The organism is Fictibacillus enclensis, assembly GCF_030123385.1.
In the GTDB taxonomy this organism is placed as follows: Bacteria; Bacillota; Bacilli; order Bacillales; family Fictibacillaceae; genus Fictibacillus_C; species Fictibacillus_C enclensis.
The window spans coordinates 430,795-446,172 of record NZ_CP126109.1 but is presented as its reverse complement, the minus strand read 5'-3'; the positions used below and the strand labels follow the sequence as shown (position 1 = coordinate 446,172).

The 15,378-nt window shown below is 43.7% G+C and carries 23 protein-coding genes and 1 riboswitch; of the genes, 5 read left to right on the top strand and 18 right to left on the bottom strand.

Features of this window, described 5'->3' with window-relative positions; all coding sequences use genetic code 11:
• Nucleotides 1-23: 23 nt before the first annotated feature.
• Together QNH15_RS02420 and QNH15_RS02415 are read right to left on the bottom strand one after the other, a co-directional pair.
• Nucleotides 24-602 carry a dihydrofolate reductase family protein gene (locus QNH15_RS02420; RefSeq protein ID WP_283892286.1) on the bottom strand — a complete coding sequence of 193 codons (579 nt, stop codon included), beginning with the start codon at nucleotides 600-602 and terminating at the stop codon, nucleotides 24-26.
• Between the two features lie 126 nt (nucleotides 603-728).
• Nucleotides 729-1,109, bottom strand: a complete 381-nt coding sequence (locus tag QNH15_RS02415) for a VOC family protein (RefSeq protein WP_283892285.1) — start codon at nucleotides 1,107-1,109, stop codon at nucleotides 729-731.
• 149 nt (nucleotides 1,110-1,258) lie between these two features.
• Between QNH15_RS02415 and QNH15_RS02410 the strand changes: the two genes are divergently transcribed.
• Entirely contained in the window at nucleotides 1,259-2,236 is a 978-nt protein-coding gene (locus QNH15_RS02410) for an arsenic resistance protein (RefSeq protein WP_283892283.1), read from the top strand.
• A gap of 56 nt (nucleotides 2,237-2,292) precedes the next feature.
• Here QNH15_RS02410 and QNH15_RS02405 read toward each other — a convergent pair whose 3' ends face one another.
• Nucleotides 2,293-4,116 carry an APC family permease gene (locus QNH15_RS02405; protein WP_283892282.1) on the bottom strand — a complete coding sequence of 608 codons (1,824 nt, stop codon included), beginning with the start codon at nucleotides 4,114-4,116 and terminating at the stop codon, nucleotides 2,293-2,295.
• Nucleotides 4,117-4,235: 119 nt separating this feature from the next.
• Nucleotides 4,236-4,378, bottom strand: a riboswitch (cyclic di-AMP (ydaO/yuaA leader).
• Between the two features lie 127 nt (nucleotides 4,379-4,505).
• Between QNH15_RS02405 and QNH15_RS02400 the strand changes: the two genes are divergently transcribed.
• Nucleotides 4,506-4,634 carry a bacitracin ABC transporter ATP-binding protein gene (locus tag QNH15_RS02400; RefSeq protein WP_283892280.1) on the top strand — a complete coding sequence of 43 codons (129 nt, stop codon included), beginning with the start codon at nucleotides 4,506-4,508 and terminating at the stop codon, nucleotides 4,632-4,634.
• Nucleotides 4,635-4,725: 91 nt separating this feature from the next.
• Here QNH15_RS02400 and QNH15_RS02395 read toward each other — a convergent pair whose 3' ends face one another.
• Complete coding sequence (locus QNH15_RS02395; protein ID WP_283895402.1) at nucleotides 4,726-5,367, bottom strand: NAD(P)-dependent oxidoreductase; 642 nt, start codon at nucleotides 5,365-5,367, stop codon at nucleotides 4,726-4,728.
• 153 nt (nucleotides 5,368-5,520) lie between these two features.
• Here QNH15_RS02395 and QNH15_RS02390 point away from each other — a divergent pair, with 153 nt between their 5' ends.
• Complete coding sequence (locus tag QNH15_RS02390) at nucleotides 5,521-5,961, top strand: Rrf2 family transcriptional regulator (RefSeq protein WP_283892279.1); 441 nt, start codon at nucleotides 5,521-5,523, stop codon at nucleotides 5,959-5,961.
• Nucleotides 5,962-6,079: 118 nt separating this feature from the next.
• Here QNH15_RS02390 and QNH15_RS02385 read toward each other — a convergent pair whose 3' ends face one another.
• The 9 genes from QNH15_RS02385 to QNH15_RS02345 form a co-directional block, all read right to left on the bottom strand.
• Complete coding sequence (locus QNH15_RS02385; protein ID WP_283892277.1) at nucleotides 6,080-6,682, bottom strand: transglutaminase-like domain-containing protein; 603 nt, start codon at nucleotides 6,680-6,682, stop codon at nucleotides 6,080-6,082.
• Nucleotides 6,683-6,692: 10 nt separating this feature from the next.
• Entirely contained in the window at nucleotides 6,693-7,073 is a 381-nt protein-coding gene (locus QNH15_RS02380; protein ID WP_283892275.1) for a YkvA family protein, read from the bottom strand.
• A gap of 128 nt (nucleotides 7,074-7,201) precedes the next feature.
• Nucleotides 7,202-7,816 carry a PH domain-containing protein gene (locus tag QNH15_RS02375; protein WP_283892273.1) on the bottom strand — a complete coding sequence of 205 codons (615 nt, stop codon included), beginning with the start codon at nucleotides 7,814-7,816 and terminating at the stop codon, nucleotides 7,202-7,204.
• Nucleotides 7,817-7,882: 66 nt separating this feature from the next.
• Entirely contained in the window at nucleotides 7,883-8,371 is a 489-nt protein-coding gene (locus QNH15_RS02370; RefSeq protein ID WP_283892271.1) for a DinB family protein, read from the bottom strand.
• Nucleotides 8,368-8,865 carry a GNAT family N-acetyltransferase gene (locus tag QNH15_RS02365; RefSeq protein WP_283892269.1) on the bottom strand — a complete coding sequence of 166 codons (498 nt, stop codon included), beginning with the start codon at nucleotides 8,863-8,865 and terminating at the stop codon, nucleotides 8,368-8,370. Before QNH15_RS02365 ends, QNH15_RS02370 begins: the two co-directional genes overlap by 4 nt.
• A gap of 120 nt (nucleotides 8,866-8,985) precedes the next feature.
• Nucleotides 8,986-9,858, bottom strand: coding sequence for an SDR family oxidoreductase (locus tag QNH15_RS02360; RefSeq protein WP_283892267.1), 873 nt, complete (start codon nucleotides 9,856-9,858; stop codon nucleotides 8,986-8,988).
• A 132-nt stretch (nucleotides 9,859-9,990) separates the two neighbouring features.
• Complete coding sequence (locus QNH15_RS02355) at nucleotides 9,991-10,761, bottom strand: GNAT family N-acetyltransferase (protein ID WP_283892265.1); 771 nt, start codon at nucleotides 10,759-10,761, stop codon at nucleotides 9,991-9,993.
• Between the two features lie 106 nt (nucleotides 10,762-10,867).
• Nucleotides 10,868-11,101 carry a hypothetical protein gene (locus QNH15_RS02350; protein ID WP_283895401.1) on the bottom strand — a complete coding sequence of 78 codons (234 nt, stop codon included), beginning with the start codon at nucleotides 11,099-11,101 and terminating at the stop codon, nucleotides 10,868-10,870.
• A 23-nt stretch (nucleotides 11,102-11,124) separates the two neighbouring features.
• Nucleotides 11,125-11,388 carry a hypothetical protein gene (locus tag QNH15_RS02345; RefSeq protein WP_061974938.1) on the bottom strand — a complete coding sequence of 88 codons (264 nt, stop codon included), beginning with the start codon at nucleotides 11,386-11,388 and terminating at the stop codon, nucleotides 11,125-11,127.
• 78 nt (nucleotides 11,389-11,466) lie between these two features.
• Between QNH15_RS02345 and QNH15_RS02340 the strand changes: the two genes are divergently transcribed.
• The gene (locus QNH15_RS02340) at nucleotides 11,467-11,961 is read left to right on the top strand and encodes an Hsp20/alpha crystallin family protein (RefSeq protein ID WP_283892263.1); all 495 of its coding nucleotides are present in this window, start codon (nucleotides 11,467-11,469) and stop codon (nucleotides 11,959-11,961) included.
• Here QNH15_RS02340 and QNH15_RS02335 read toward each other — a convergent pair.
• A complete protein-coding gene (locus tag QNH15_RS02335; RefSeq protein WP_283892261.1) occupies nucleotides 11,958-12,188 on the bottom strand; it encodes a hypothetical protein in 231 nt (76 codons plus the stop codon). The genes QNH15_RS02340 and QNH15_RS02335 overlap by 4 nt on opposite strands.
• Nucleotides 12,189-12,303: 115 nt before the next feature.
• Here QNH15_RS02335 and QNH15_RS02330 point away from each other — a divergent pair, with 115 nt between their 5' ends.
• Nucleotides 12,304-12,711: a hypothetical protein gene (locus tag QNH15_RS02330; RefSeq protein ID WP_283892259.1), complete on the top strand. Its 408-nt coding sequence runs from the start codon at nucleotides 12,304-12,306 to the stop codon at nucleotides 12,709-12,711.
• Nucleotides 12,712-12,742: 31 nt separating this feature from the next.
• Here the strand turns inward: QNH15_RS02330 and QNH15_RS02325 are convergent, their stop codons facing one another.
• The 4 genes from QNH15_RS02325 to QNH15_RS02310 form a co-directional block, all read right to left on the bottom strand.
• Nucleotides 12,743-13,363, bottom strand: a complete 621-nt coding sequence (locus QNH15_RS02325; RefSeq protein ID WP_283892258.1) for a phosphotransferase family protein — start codon at nucleotides 13,361-13,363, stop codon at nucleotides 12,743-12,745.
• A 263-nt stretch (nucleotides 13,364-13,626) separates the two neighbouring features.
• Entirely contained in the window at nucleotides 13,627-14,229 is a 603-nt protein-coding gene (locus tag QNH15_RS02320) for an NUDIX hydrolase (protein WP_283892256.1), read from the bottom strand.
• A 93-nt stretch (nucleotides 14,230-14,322) separates the two neighbouring features.
• Complete coding sequence (locus QNH15_RS02315) at nucleotides 14,323-14,799, bottom strand: hypothetical protein (protein ID WP_283892255.1); 477 nt, start codon at nucleotides 14,797-14,799, stop codon at nucleotides 14,323-14,325.
• 13 nt (nucleotides 14,800-14,812) lie between these two features.
• Entirely contained in the window at nucleotides 14,813-15,361 is a 549-nt protein-coding gene (locus QNH15_RS02310) for a hypothetical protein (RefSeq protein WP_283892253.1), read from the bottom strand.
• Between the last annotated feature and the right edge of the window lie 17 nt (nucleotides 15,362-15,378).

Sequence of the window (15,378 nt, the reverse complement as noted above, 5' to 3'; positions counted from 1 at the left end):
TCCTCCCCACTCAAAATCTATTTCTATTTAACGGTCTGATAATGTAATAACACATTGCCAGATTCAAACGCCTGGGTTCTTACCAGTGTCAGAGCCGTTTGTTTCATCCCCTGATACATCGCCTTCCCTTCGCCCGCAATGACAGGCGTCATAATCAGCATGTATTCATCAATTAGGTCTGCATTTCCCAACTGCTGCACGATTGATCCGCTTCCAAAAATCAAAATATTGGCACCTTCTTCCTGCTTAAACCTTGTAATTACCTCTACTGGGTCACTGCTGTACAGCTCGGTATTTTCCCATGTGGCTTTTTTAATCGTTGTTGAAAAAACAATTTTGGTATTATCAGTGAGTACCTGGGCAACATCCTTTAAATACTGCGGAGTGTTGGGATCGTTGAGCATGGGCACCCAGCTTCGTTCAAACCCTCTATACGTATCTGCACCGAAGATGAAGGCTGATACTTCTTCCTCATCACTCCGGACCGCTTTGTCCACTTCCGGATCCTGAATGAACCAATCCATTCCAAACGCGGCTTCATTCAGACTCGCAAAATACCCGTCCACCGATACTCGGTTCAGCACCGTAATTTTCCGCATCATTCATCATCCTTTCCAAGATATAAACACTGCCGCTACTGAAGTCGATTACGTATTTTATCATTCACCCCATTTTTTTGCCGAGGCCAAAAATGTATCATTGACCAGCTTTGCTTGTATTCATCTCTCCTATTTCTTCATCATGTTCAGCTGCCAGGAGACCCCATAGCGGTCCTCGACCCAGGAGAACTTTTCACTGATTGGTGTATCGGCAATCGGCATAAGCACCTTCCCATTATCCGACAGTTTCTGGTGCAGTTCCTCCGGCTCCTCACCGGAATCACATTCTATAAATAACGAAAGAGAGGGAGTGAACGTAAAACCATGCTCGATCATGCTGTCAATGGCCATCAGTTTTTGCCCTTTAATCGTAAACGTCGCATGCAGCACCATCCCATTTTCCTGGTATAGAATGTTTCCAACTTCCGAATCCTTGAACGTGGACGTATAAAAACGGATCGCCTCTTCCGCTTTTCCCTCAAACAACAAAAACGGAGTTACCTTCTGCACCGTACCCTCTCCTTTCTACATAAATAAATTTTCAAGAACAAGCCTGTATTTCCTTTTTCTACAAAGGTTATAATTGATTTTTAACCAATCGAAATGGTAGCGTAAAGACTAGAAAAGATGCAGAATACGAAAAAGGGGAAACAAAATTAATGATTTCCAGAGAAAGATTAGAAAACAACCAAGTTTGGCTGTATGTGATTGTACTGATCATCGCAGCCGGACTAGGATTAACCACTCCTGATGTTGGAGCAAAATTAGATGCCCCCATTTCTTTTGTCATCGCTATCCTGATGTATAGCATGTTTTCACAGATTCCATTTACTTCTTTAAAAGAGTCATTGGCAAATCGCCGTTTTATTTGGGCGTTATTAACGGTGAACTATCTCGCTGTTCCGATTGTGGTATGGCTTCTATCAAAGTTACTGCCCGACTATCCCCCGTTATTGCTTGGAGTTTATCTGGTATTACTTACACCTTGTATTGATTATGTGATTGTTTTTACCGCTCTGGGAAAAGGAAACGAAAAGATCATCCTTACTTCTACGCCTATACTCTTCATTACACAGATGCTGCTGTTGCCACTGTATTTATGGCTGTTGATTGGAAATGAGGCGGCTGAAATCGTAGACCCCCGTCCATTCCTTGAAGCCTTTATTGGTCTCATTGTTATCCCCTTAGGACTTGCTGTGATTCTGCAGCTATTTGCAAGAAAGTCACCTGTCGGGAATAAAATCATAGATTCATCAGCCTGGCTTCCTGTTCCCTTCATGGCTCTTACGCTTTTTGTTGTTGTATCTTCTCAAATCGGCAAATTATCAACCAATATGAACCTGATTATCAAAGTCATTCCTGTCTATATTGCTTTTATGATCATCATGCCGTTCATTTCCAGGTTAATGGTCAAGTGGTTCAAGCTTGATATTGGATCTGGCCGTGCCCTGATTTTCAGCGGTTCTACACGCAATTCGCTTGTCGTGCTTCCTCTGGCATTATCCCTACCGGGTCAATTGAGCACATTGGCAGCGGCCATCATCGTAACACAAACCATCGTTGAGCTTGCCGGTGAACTCATTTATATCCGCTTAGTGCCAAATATCCTTTTACGCGAACGTAAGGAAGCACCTTAATTTCAGATACAAAACAAAAAACCAACTCCTCAAAGTTGGTTTTTTTGTATTCAGTATTATTTTTTAAAACGGAACGGAACCGTAGCCACCACGACATCCCGCTTGAACAGCAGATAGGCCCGGATGAGCAGGCTCGACTGGTTATGCAGAATGTTATGCCAGTTCTTTTTGGTGATGAACTGCGGAATCAATACCGTTACCCGATAATTGTTTTCTTCCGCTTTGTTTTGAACTGTATCAATAAATTTCGTAAGCGGCATAATGATGCTTCGGTAGGAGGAATGCAGAGTAACGAGCCGCACATTTGGCTGCCACTTTTTCCATTTTTCTTCAAACGCATGTTCATCTTCCCGCTCAAACGCCACATAAACAGCAATAACCTGGTCGGTAAGGGAAGTGGCAAAGTTGACCGAGTTTTCCACGACCTTCGTAATTCCTGCTACCGGCACAATGATGACATTCCCCTCTACCAGCTTTGGCGGCTGATTAGGATTAATCCGCAGCTGTTCCCCGACTAGATCATAGTGCGTTTTAATTCGGTGAAACAGCAGGACAATCAGCGGCAAGAACACGAGCACCGGCCACACTTGCGGAAATTTGGTTAAAAAGAACATGATGGTGACGATGAAACTGATCAGCGCTCCGGTAGCATTGGTGATCAGTTTAGGCACCCAGCCTTGTGGCTTTTCCTTCATCCATTTCAAAATCATCCCTGTTTGGGACAGGGTAAACGGGATAAACACACCGACCGCATACAGCGGGATAAGATGCTCTGTCTTTCCGTTAAACACAAGAAGAAGAAGGATCGCTGCCACTCCAAGCGTAATGATGCCGTTCGAGTATCCGAGCCGGTCACCGCGAATCGTAAACATGCGCGGGATGAATTTATCCTTCGCCAGGTTAACGGCCAGCAGCGGAAAGGCCGAATAACCAGTATTTGCAGCCAAAACAAGGATTAATGCAGTTGTGCCTTGAATAAAGAAATACATAAACGTTCTGCCAAACGTGTGATCCGCAATCTGGGAGACGACCGTTTCCTTGGCGTTCGGGGTGATGCCGTAATAATAGGCAAGGAAAACAATCCCCGTGAACAGGATGGCCAATAGTCCTCCCATTGCCATAAGCGTTCGCGATGCATTCCTCGGAGCTGGATCCTTAAAGTTTGGAATCGCATTTGAAATCGCCTCAACACCAGTAAGGGCGGAACTACCTGAAGCAAAAGCCTTCAGCAGCAGGAAAAGGCTGATACCGGCCACCGGTGTTCCGACCGGTGTGTGCAAGTTTTCAGGCACATGACCGGTAACCGTGTTGTATACGCCAACCCCGATCATGATGATGAGGGCCACAACAAACAAGTAAACCGGATAAGCGAGCACAGAAGCTGATTCAGTGACTCCTCTCAAGTTCAGGGTAGTCAGAAACAGAACAAACACGATCGAGATTGGAAGATTGTATGGATGCAGGGCAGGAAACGCCGAGGTAATCGCATCCGCACCCGCGGATACACTAACAGCTACCGTTAAAATGTAATCCACCAGCAGCGATCCGCCGGCAACCAACCCTGGATTTTTCCCAAGATTGTCTCTGGAGACCACGTAGGCCCCTCCGCCATGTGGGTACGCATAGATAATTTGCCGATAAGATAAGATGAGAGCAGTAAGCAGAATGAGTACACCGATGGCAATCGGTACGGAATACCAGAAGGCAGCTGCACTTATGGTAAATAAAACAATTAAAATTTGTTCAGGCCCGTAGGCGACTGATGATAAAGCATCGGAAGAAAGGATGGCCAAAGCCTTCGTTTTATTCAGCTTCTGCTCACCCAGCTCAGTTGATTTGAGGGGTCTTCCGATTAATAACCTCTTCAGCGAAGTTAACATGTTGAATTCACCGCCACTTAAAATTGATCTCTTGATGACTAAAAAAAGGTATTAAAAAAGCCCACAAGCCGACGTAAATAGACCTGTGGACAGTATAATTTTAGTCGCACAAGCTTCACCTTCTTGCTCTAAAACGCTTACGAGGTTAGCTGTCGGATTCGGACCTTAAGAGTAGCCCTACCTTTAAAAGGATTCACCCCATGAATGGATTTATACATCCAGTTGGTTCCCCCGCACACTTAGGTTTCAGCGATTTAAGAAATTGAAACTTCGTATATCATACTCCTGCTTTGAGCAATTGTAAATAAAAAGATTAAAACCTTTAAACACAGGTAATCTTATTTATAAAAGCTTGGAAAACCGACCTACTTTTGATAGGAGGATGTATAATGAAGGAGAAAAAAGAGCCCCTTTTGACTGACGAATTTCTTGACCAGCTGGCAAAGGAAATTAATGAATTGTACGGCGGCCCTGCTTTTGAACAAGGCGATGCCTCTGAAAAAATGGAAGCAGAGTAAAAAAGCTCATGTTACTAGGTTGTACAAAGTAATACTTTCTAAAATAAAAAATACCATTAGCTTTTCACTAATGGTATTTATAATCGTATCGTTATTCTTTTTCGCCAACAACTGAAAAACGCTGGTTTTCATGCTGCGGATTTTCGATTTCATCAAGTACTGCAATCGCATAATCAGCATAGCTTATATAGCTCTCACCTTCAGAATTCAGGATCATCTGATCTTTCCCCTTTTGATAGGAACCAGTACGTTTGCCATTTGGATTGAAAAAGGCGGCGGGACTAAGATATGTCCAGCTGATCCCCTCTGAACCTTGCAATTCCTTCAAATTTTCAGCCGCCTTTGAAGCCGTTGGATAATACGCTTTCGGAAAAGCGGGGGTTTCCAACATGCGGGTCATTTGCGCCTCATCTACAAACAGGCTGCCTGCGCCTCCCACAACAAAAAGCTTGGTTTGTGGAGACCCTTTTAGAGCCTCGATTAAAAGATGGCCAACTTCAACGTGTTGATGCTCCTCCCCTGGTGGTGCATTAAACGCATTAACAACCACATCGAAGGCTTTTAAATCTTCCGTCTTCAGGTCGAAGATATTCTTTTCCAGTACTTCTGCTTTCTCATTTTTGACCTTGGCGGCATTCCGGACAATGGCCGTCGCCTCATGTCCCCTTTCTATCGCTTCATTGATAATAAGACTTCCAACTTTACCGGTCGCACCAATAACTCCAATTTTCATCATCTGTTCCCTCCATTACAAAATTAAGCTGTAATCATTTCGTTTACTTGTAATCATTGTAATTACATGTAACCATTTTGTCAACAGGCTTGATTTACGCTATACTAGTACTATAAGTTAAACGTTATCCGCTACTATAAGAAGGTGACCAATTTGTCCATCAGCAGCCGATTTTCTGTAGGCGTTCATATACTCTCTCTCTTAGAGATCTATAAAAATGAAACAAAATCATCTGAGTTTATCGCAGGAAGTGTAAATACCAATCCCGCGGTTATCCGAAAAATTATGGGAATGCTAAAAAATGCAGGGCTCGTCAACGTCCGGCCCGGAGTAGCTGGTGCAGAACTTGCGAAGAACCTCGATGAAATCACTCTTCTGGATGTGTATAAGGCCGTCAACGTCGTCCAGGAAAATGAACTGTTCAGTGTTCATGACCACCCTAATCCTGAGTGTATGGTTGGCCGCAATATTCAGGAAACCATCACTCCTATTCTCTCCATCGCTCAAAGCGCACTCGAAAAAGCATTGGGCAGCGTAACGATCGGGGATGTGGTAAAGGATATTGAAGAGAAAGAAAAAATAAACAGTAAATGATAAAAGGCATCCTGATAATGGATGCCTTTTAAATGGGTTTATCGTTCTGAAGAGCAGTGATTACCTTTTCAACCGTGTTATAAACGTCAGAAAGCCTATTATAAAGCTAAGTTTCCTCTTATAGATCTTCTGTCAACCGGTTGAGATACATTTCGAGTGCATCCTCATTGTCCTTCAGTACCGCAATGGTTTTGGGATGCGGAGCGGTATAAATAACCAGATAATCTTTTTCTCCCTGCTCCATTTGAACAGGAAAAGCCAGTTTTTCCTTATCGACGGAAAATTCCGCAGTCACTCCTTCTTTATTGCCTCTAGCGTCAAGGCGTATCCATTTCTTCATTGATGTTAGATAGACCCCGTTTAATGCATGTATGCAATATCCCTTTTCAGGTGTATCAAAAAGCATCAGCCGCTGATAGCAGAAGCCTGCAGGTATTCCTTCCCTTCTCAACAGTGCAGCCAATAGATTGGATTTGGCATAGCAAATTCCCTCTTTATGTGTAAGGACTTCAGACGCGGAACAGGTGATCCTCCTGCTTTGGATATCCCACGAGTGTGCAATCTCGTCCCGTATGTATTCAAAGCCCTTTTTTACCTTTTCCAGTTCAGATTGAGAGGTGTGAAAAAGCCTGTCGGCCAAAGTGGCAATAGCCTGATCGGAAAAGTCCACTTCTTCCGTTTCAACTAAATAATGGCCCAGTTGTTCTGACTCACAAATCATATTGCTCTCCTTATGTATAAATTTTTACGAGCTTTCCTATAATCCATACAAAAATCAAAGCCCAAACCAGCAGAATGAGTCCGCCTGCCATCCAATTCTTTGGCTTTTTCTGTCTGATTAGTTCTTCTGCCATTACCTCACAATCGATCAGAACATGTTTGGGTATCATTTTTAAAGCCAGCCAGATCCCGGCCGGTACAAGGATGATATCATCGATATACCCAAGAACCGGTATGAAGTCAGGAATAAGGTCAATCGGGCTGAAGGCATAGGCTACCACTATTGCTGTAAATACTTTCGCATACCAGGGGACCCGGTTATCTCTGCAGGCAAAGTATAAAATATAAATCTGCCGTTTCAGTTTTCTAGCCCAGGCTTTTAATTTATCCATAGGTCCTCCATACTCAGGTGATTTCCTATGCTTCTTCACTAGCTAGACCAAATCCTCTTTAAAATCAATACCAAACTCTTTTATATACAAAAAAACAGGCTGCTCATGGCAGCCTGCCCTACACTCATCTAGTTATTAATATACTTTTCAAATACATAGCCGTAATCTTTCACATGGTACTCTTTGCGGCTTTCCATTAGCCACGTAAAAGCGGCATCGTTCAACTGGTTGAAGCTTTCCACCAATTCATTCTCCTTGCTTTGGATGCGGCTGAGCGTCGTCGATGCCACATTGATGCTCTGCTGGGCATATTGCAGGGCAAACTCGTTCTCGTGAGCGATCTCCGCAATTTTACTAAGGGATTTATACAAATCTTTTAACTCTTCAATGTGTTTTTTGTGCACATCGATGGAAAATGGAACCGATCCAATTACAAACTTGATCTCCACGTCGAGGTCCACCGTTCCCGCAGTTTCCAAAGAAACGTTGGAAATCGTGTTCTCGCTGTAGCTGTACCGGTGGAGCATACGTTTTTTGCTGACGGCGCTTGTTCCATCCAGATGGATGAGCGCGCGGTTCGTAAAGCAGTATTCATCTGTTTTTGACTTGATCAGAAAATAAATCTTCTCATTGTCCTCATGAAAGACGTAATCATCGGCGTCCACCTTGTCGTAATCGGCCGGCTTGATCACACTCCCGACATCACTTAATCCCAATGCATCTGAAGCTAGGCGCTTTAACATGTTTTCTTCCTCTCCTTGTTACGGTCTATCCTATATACGATATCACATTTTATAAAGTTTCAGTGTTTAGTGGACACCGTTTTCCGGATTCCAGCTGCCCTGCTTTTTACGGGCGAACAAAATCTGGCCGGTATGATAGGCCACATGAATGGTCAGGTTAGCGATGACACTGCCCCATGCTGCTTCCCGGTTTCGATAGGCATTCTCTTCAAACCTCGCTTCGTCCGCCTCTTCCACTGCTTTATACCACTGCGCGGTAAGATTATTCAGCTTATCCACCGTCTGTTTCCAGTCCAGCTCTTCCTGATCCTGAAATGTATCATCATTCTCCAGGCTCACACCCGTTGCTGGTTCCGCACTGCGAAAGCGGTTTAAATAAAGTTCATTCCAATAAATGAGATGATTGGCGATTTCACGAATCGAATTGCTTTCCGCCGTTTCTTTCCACGCCGCCTGCTCATCGGTCAGCCCCACGAGCGAGTTTTTCAACGATACGAACCAGTGATTGTTTTCTAACGCATCCAGCTGTTCGAGCAGCACTTCTTTTGCATTCATTTTACGGCCTCCCTGGTAACTGATTTGGATGTTGTAAAGGTCTGATACCGAACCCGATCGGTTTCAGAAAACTGATCGGTAAATTCTCCGTTTGTATAGTCATCAATGATCCGGACCCAAAAGGATTGTGCCGGTTTATTCTTTGGAATCTGCGCCACATCCCATTTGCCCGGAAACCGGTCAAACGTAAGGAAAGCCGCTTGTCGGCCAATCCCCATTTTGCGGTACTTCTTCATAACAAAAAACTCAGCGATCACATACGTATCTCTGATTTTGCGGACAAGCACAAATCCCGCATACCGGTTGTCCACTTTTATAAAAAAGGGATAACGCCCTTCCTCTCGCCAGTATTCATCCAAATAGGCATAGCCATACTGACCGTTTTCATTTAGATCCGAGCTATCAAATTCACTAAAATCATAGCGGTACAGCTCCAGCATTTGCTTTAGTACATTCTTTTTTTCCAGAGTTGCTTTTTCAAGTATCAGTTCCATTGGGCATCCCTCCTCCGGGCGTCATATTTCCCCATCCATTACATTCTCTTCTGCTGTTTGGAATCCTTTTTTCACGCATGAAAAAAGACAGGCAGCAAAAAGCTGCCTGTCTGAAATCGTTTAACCGTTGACGACCATGCCGCCATTAATATGAATGACTTGTCCCGACATGTAAGAAGAATCTTCTGAAGCCAAAAGTACATAGCCCGGAGCCAGCTCTTCCGGCTGACCCACTCGTTTCATGGGAGTTTCCTGGCCAAAGGTATCTACCGTAGATCTTGGCTGACTCGCCGGAATAAGTGGTGTCCAAATCGGACCCGGCGAAATTCCATTTACCCGGATGCCCCGGTCGACAAGCTGAAGCGAGAGTGATCTCATAAAGCCAAGAACAGCCGCCTTGGAGGATGCATAATCCAACCCGTTCTTCTGCCCTTTGTAGGCTGAGTCGGAGGTCGTAAAGATGATGGTGCTGCCTTCTTTCAAATGAGGAACGGCCTCTTTGGTGATGTAGAAGGCGCCAAACACATTCGTTTCAAACGTGGTGACAAAGTCCTCACAATGAACATCCTCAATCTGGTCCTTCAAGATTGCTGTAGCGGCATTGCTGACGAGAATATCGAGCTTGCCGAATTTCTCGATTGTCTTCTGAACCGCTTCCTTCGCGAACGCTTCCTTCCGCAAATCTCCCGGAATAAGAAGACATTCTACTCCTTCCTTTTCTACCTCTTCCTTCGTAAACTCGGCATCCCTGTGCTCGTCGTAATACACGATCGCCACATGGGCGCCTTCCTTCGCATATAACGAAGCAACAGCCCGTCCGATCCCGCTGTCGCCTCCGGTAATCAGTGCCACTTTATCCTTTAATTTGCCTGATCCCTTATATTCCGCACGGTTAAACTGCGGGCGCAAATACATGTCCTCTTCAATGCCCGGCAGCTGGTTTTGCTGTTCGGGTGGTGTATCGGTTGGATAACGGTGTTGATCCTGGTCCATAATGTAGCCTCCCTGTCGGATTGGAAAATTTAACAATGTACTTTTTCCACATACTGCGGGGAGGTAAACCACAGTTCGTTATCTTCACTTGTTTTTTCTTCCATTATTTTTTAGTTTCGGTACATTCCCCGGTCATCTGACAATGTTTAATAGTCTTGTTTTGGTTACCATCCCCGCCCGTTCCAGCGTCTTTTTGGAGTTGGTATTGTAGTACCAGCAGCCGCAAATAGGAATCATGTGATGTTCATAGCACCATTGTTTCAAATGATTGATGATGGTTTGACCGACTCCCTGCTGACGATAAGATTCGTTAGTGAACATACCGATGCTGGCATATCCGTTGAGGAGCTTGCTGCGTTCAAAGACTCCGACTCTAAGCAGAGTATCGTCCTTCGTAAAGGTAAACAGTTCTTCTTTTTCTGCCATTTCATCTGCCTGCTGAAAAAAATCACCGGAAATCGCTATGATTCCAGGAACATCCTCTTCTCTTGCCAGCCGGAACTCTCCGCTGGAATAAAGACTTTCTGACGCTCTCTGTTGTTTACTGTCCTGAAAGAAATAAGCCTGCTTTTCGATCTTAAAATCCTGATCCAACGCCAAACCCAAAAAGAGTTCGTCACATGTTGGAACAAATAATGAACGAATAAAATAGCACTCCATCACTTGTTTAAACGTATCCTGCGCAAGATGAAGGTGTGATTGCCGGATATAAAACTGGGTCATCTTTTCGTTATTATGAATGGCAAAATACCCAATCATGAAGGAGCCGGTGTAAATCTGATAAAACTTCGAATTCAAAATATGATTTTCTAAAAAGGAATCGATGGGCGAGCTTAAAGTTTGTATGTATTCTTCCATTAACTCTTTTACATCATCCCTGTTGCATTCTTTAAAAGGATTCATGTTCTGCCTCCCTATCATCTTCTGCTGAATCCTTCTCCGGCTCTTACGGAATTCCTTTTCCGAGCTGAATGGAAAAAAAAAGAGCCGTTCAAGGACGGCCCTTATGCTACAGCACACTGTTCTTCACAGAGTTTGAATCGATGACATCCTGATCAGCCACCCAGATGATCGGCAGGTTAACGACGGTAAGGTCACCGTTATCCTCCCCGAATCCCTGATTGATTTTGTTTGAGCTGAACATGTCTAGCTGCTGGACCGGCCCAAAGGCAAGAGTGGCCGAGCGGTCCATTGCATTGACTTTAAACCCAAGCATGTTGACGACCATGGGTGAAAACAGCACCATGTGAACCTCCTGCTTTTTTGTCAGACCTTCTCAATCAGCGATGGAATTTCCCGCCCGTAGGATGATTGCGTGACCGGTGAATCGACGGCATCACGGTCATCCACTGAATTGTCGTTTCCAATAAACCTCGCATCATCCCCAAAGCTTTGGCCAAACCCCTGATTTTTTTTATCTGAATTGTGCCAGTCAGACAAGTAATTCTCTCCGATATTAACCGCCGACGCATTTTCAAAGGAATTAATTTTAAAAAGAAAAATATTTATAACAATAGAAGGTGAACCCACTAATTTCTCCCTCCCTTTCCCCTAAATATATGTTTGTTCCCTGTAAATATGTTTGCTTGAATCCGGAGGTGGCAACGAATGGACGTCGATAAACTGAAACAGTGGCTGGAGCTGGCGCAAAAGGTACAGGGAAACGATTTTTGGAACAGTATCTTTGATGGCCCGCCTGGCGGACAAATTGGCCAGGTCAATAACCAGCAGGATGCACGGCACCGGTATAACCATTACCAGCCCAACCAGAGTGCACCGTCCTCTCAGGCGGAATTTCCTAAGGTCGATATTTATACGAACAACCGGGAATGGATGGTTGTGGTTGATCTGCCCGGCATCCGGAAGGAAGATGTGAATCTCTCCATGTCTGCCAACAACCTGACGATCAAAGGAGTGCTTCACTCTCCCTACAAGGATGCTACAGTGATTAAAGCGGAACGGCCAACCGGTCATTTTGAGCGGACGATTCAACTTCCCGAGCTGATCAATGAGACCCGTACGGCCGCCCGATTTTTCAATGGGGTGCTGGAAGTAAGGATCATGCGCAACCTGGCCCCTGAACGGAATATCCGGATTGATTAGCGGTGATTGTTTTTCGCGTCACTATCGATCACATCATTATCGTTCGTTCTGTATGTCTCACCCGTATGCTGAGGAAAATCCCCATTGCTCTCGCCAAAAGCCGAATTCTTTTTCGTCGTATTATAGACCCGGCTTCGAACCGTCTGGCCAAACGAAAGCAAGCAATTGTTACCCATTTTGTTCAGATCGAGAAACCCAAGATTCAATTTAGATGAGGAAAATTTCATTTGTATCCTTCCTTTCTCTTTTTGGATAACGGAGAAAACAGACATGTTCTCCTTTTATATTCATAGACTAGAGTACAAGCCGATCATCAATGCTAACGGAAGCGCGGGGTAGCCTATGCCTTTTTTTAAAACCATACTCAACGCCATTACAAATCATGATAAAAACATGGAAGAAATTCACCTGCACCTTAAACAGCTGCAGGCCGAGCTTTCGGAATTAAAAAAGGACAACGACAGCACGCCGCCTGTTGTCATAGAACATATCAATATTGAAACCCTGAGAATTGATAAATACGACCTGACCAATAATTTTGCCAACCTTGGCATCAAGGATCTGAACGGCAAATTGAACATCGGGGCCAACTATGGCCAGGGAATGAGCCTGCAATCGGATAGTGACGAATCCAAAACCGCCCGGAACGTCATGAAAAAAAGGACCGAGAAAAAAGAAAAAGCCCAGCAAAAAAAGGACGGACCGAGCTATTCGATCAAAGGCCGTCCTTCACATAAAGGGACTGAATAGTCTTCGTGCTATTCAGTCCTTATTCATTTACTTAAATGCTTCGCAAAAAATCTTCGGCTTTTTCTGAGAATCCTCTGATAAAATAAGCAATCACATTTTCATTCAATGTCTTATAATGATTTGCTAAAAAATCGAGGGAAATCCAAAGTTTAGCGAGCACGATTTGTTTCTCCAATTCCGCAGCAGTATTTGGGAAGTCGACTCCTTTCTTCTCCCATAGAGAAAGGTATCTTTGAGCAATCTCTTTCTCCAGTGAGCCATCCACGCTTCCAAAACCCGGCATGGTGATCGCCAAATCGATCGCCGGATGGCCATATCCTATTTGTTCAAAATCAAACAACACCAAATCACCATTCTCTCTCATTGCCCAGTTGGTCGGATTTGGGTCACCTGACAGACAGCATAACGGCATGAACAGAGGTTTTACTTGCTCGTGCAGAACAGGAATAATCGTTGTTATTTTTTCAGGAAGAAGACTCTCAACTGTATGCATAAAAATCTCATTCCAATGATACTCGTACGGATGCTTAATATTTAATTTCCGGTTCCAGGAATTGAAATGCAAATGAAAGAGAATAGTGACCTGCTCTCGGTCTGCATACCACCGCTCTTTAGGAAATGCTTGCGGAATATCCTCAAGCACGACCCACATATCATCATCCCACATGCAACTAAAATAAAGTTTTGGAATGGGAATCTTGTTTTTTTCGAAAAAGGCTGCGTTTTTTGTGTAAACTTCAGCCTCTCTTCTATTTAAGCAATGTTTTATAATATATGTAGTTTTCGATGAGTGAGCACGGTAAGCATAAATTCCTCGATTGGGATTAACACCTCCCAGCTCTTCGAGGTTTTCAGTCCTAATGTCATGTTCAGCCAAAAAACATTCTAATTGATTAGGAATTTTCATAAGGAACTTCAATCCTTAACAGTTTCCTGTATCCGCTCAAATACGTCAGTATAATAATCCACTTGATCTACAAAATCCGTTTTGTTCACTCGCTTTTTCTGTTGAACTGGATAAACCTCAACAGCTTCGATTTCTGTTTTGTTGCCAGAAAATAGATTAACTCCATCTTGCAGCCTGATTTTATAAATGGCATCGACTTCTTCTTTTTGAATAGTAAAGGCCGGCATCCGGTCGCAATTGTACAAATAAACATGGCAAAATTCACGGTCCCACATAGCATCCTGTTTAATTTCCGTTTTAATGATTCCAAGTGGAATGAGCTCTTCAAAAGAAACGGAAACGCCAAGTTCCTCCTCGATCTCCCTTGTCCCATCGTGAACCCGTTCATCGGCCATTAAATGTCCGGCCGAAGTAATGTCCAACAGGTTCGGATAATCCTTTTTCACTTCTGCTCGTTTTTGGAGCAAAATATATCGCTCTGAACCTTCCAACAAAGTAAACCAGCAATGAAACGTTTCATGCCATACTCCGTCTCTATGTACATCTTCTCTTGTTTTCTGTCCAACACACTTCATCTGATCATCAAATATTCTTACAACCTCACTGCTCATATTTTATGGCTCCTTCAAAAGTGGTCTAGTATCCATTTCATTGTATCAGTTTATAACATTAAAAGACCGACTCCCAGAGAGCCAGCCTCATTTTCAGTCTTCTATATGAAATTTGTCTTTTAGTGACTTGCATGAAACAATCAAAACAGAGACTGCTCCCACCAATACCAGAAAACTTATCCATGGATTGGCTTCGGCTTCCCTCATAAAATTCCCCACCAGGCTGGCTTCTTGATATTTGTGTTCCCGGATGGCCTTTATATATTTTCCGCCAGGCTCCTGAATGGCAATCGCTTTGTCAGTGCTGATGCCTTTGATCTCGAAATACTTTGTTCCTTTTTTATATTGATTGGAGAAGTTTCCAGTGTATGCTCCTTCCTGGTCGGAATACTTTGTCACCTCACCGATCTCTTTCCCTACTTGATCCACATATTCCTCACTAATTGAATATGTGTAATGATCCCAGACCACAAAAGGATAGGCCCAGCTGGCTGAAACATGACTTCCTGAAAAAAATTGGACTGCCAGAAGCAAGGCAAAAATGAATGAAACACTTTTTAGCATTTTCATAAGCTGTCCCCTTCTATTCAATCGAATTCGCAATTCCCAAAAGCTCTTTTTTCAGCTGTTTTTGGGTGTATTCTGAGGCAAACATGTGCCGAAGATCATACTCCTCCCCATCCCGAACCCAAAACAGCTCGGCATAGTTTCCAAAGTAGGCAAAGTAGGCTTTTGTCCCATCAGCCAGCTTTAGCATTTCTTCATATTTTTTTTGCTTGATCAAATCACTCACTAAATTTTTATGGTTGAAAATTTTAATCGCAATAAAGCCTTTTTGCGTATTTTCTTCTTTCCTTATGTACTGCATCTCCAGCTGAAGTTTTTCTTTTTTTCCCCAATCGGTAATCACCACTTTGGGCTTTTTGTACTTGTATGGAATGTATTGTGGAAGGTGTGCCTTAAACGGTAGAACATCCTCGCTTTTATCAATGGAAACCGGTTTGTATGACCGTGGATAATGACCTTTCGAATGCGTGTCCAGCTTCAGTTCGCCATCCGCAAGCATGGAACCCTGACATGAAGTTAACACGGTTACAAGCAATGCCGCTGCAACTGCCCCTGCCTTTCTCAATGCCCCACCCCCGATTC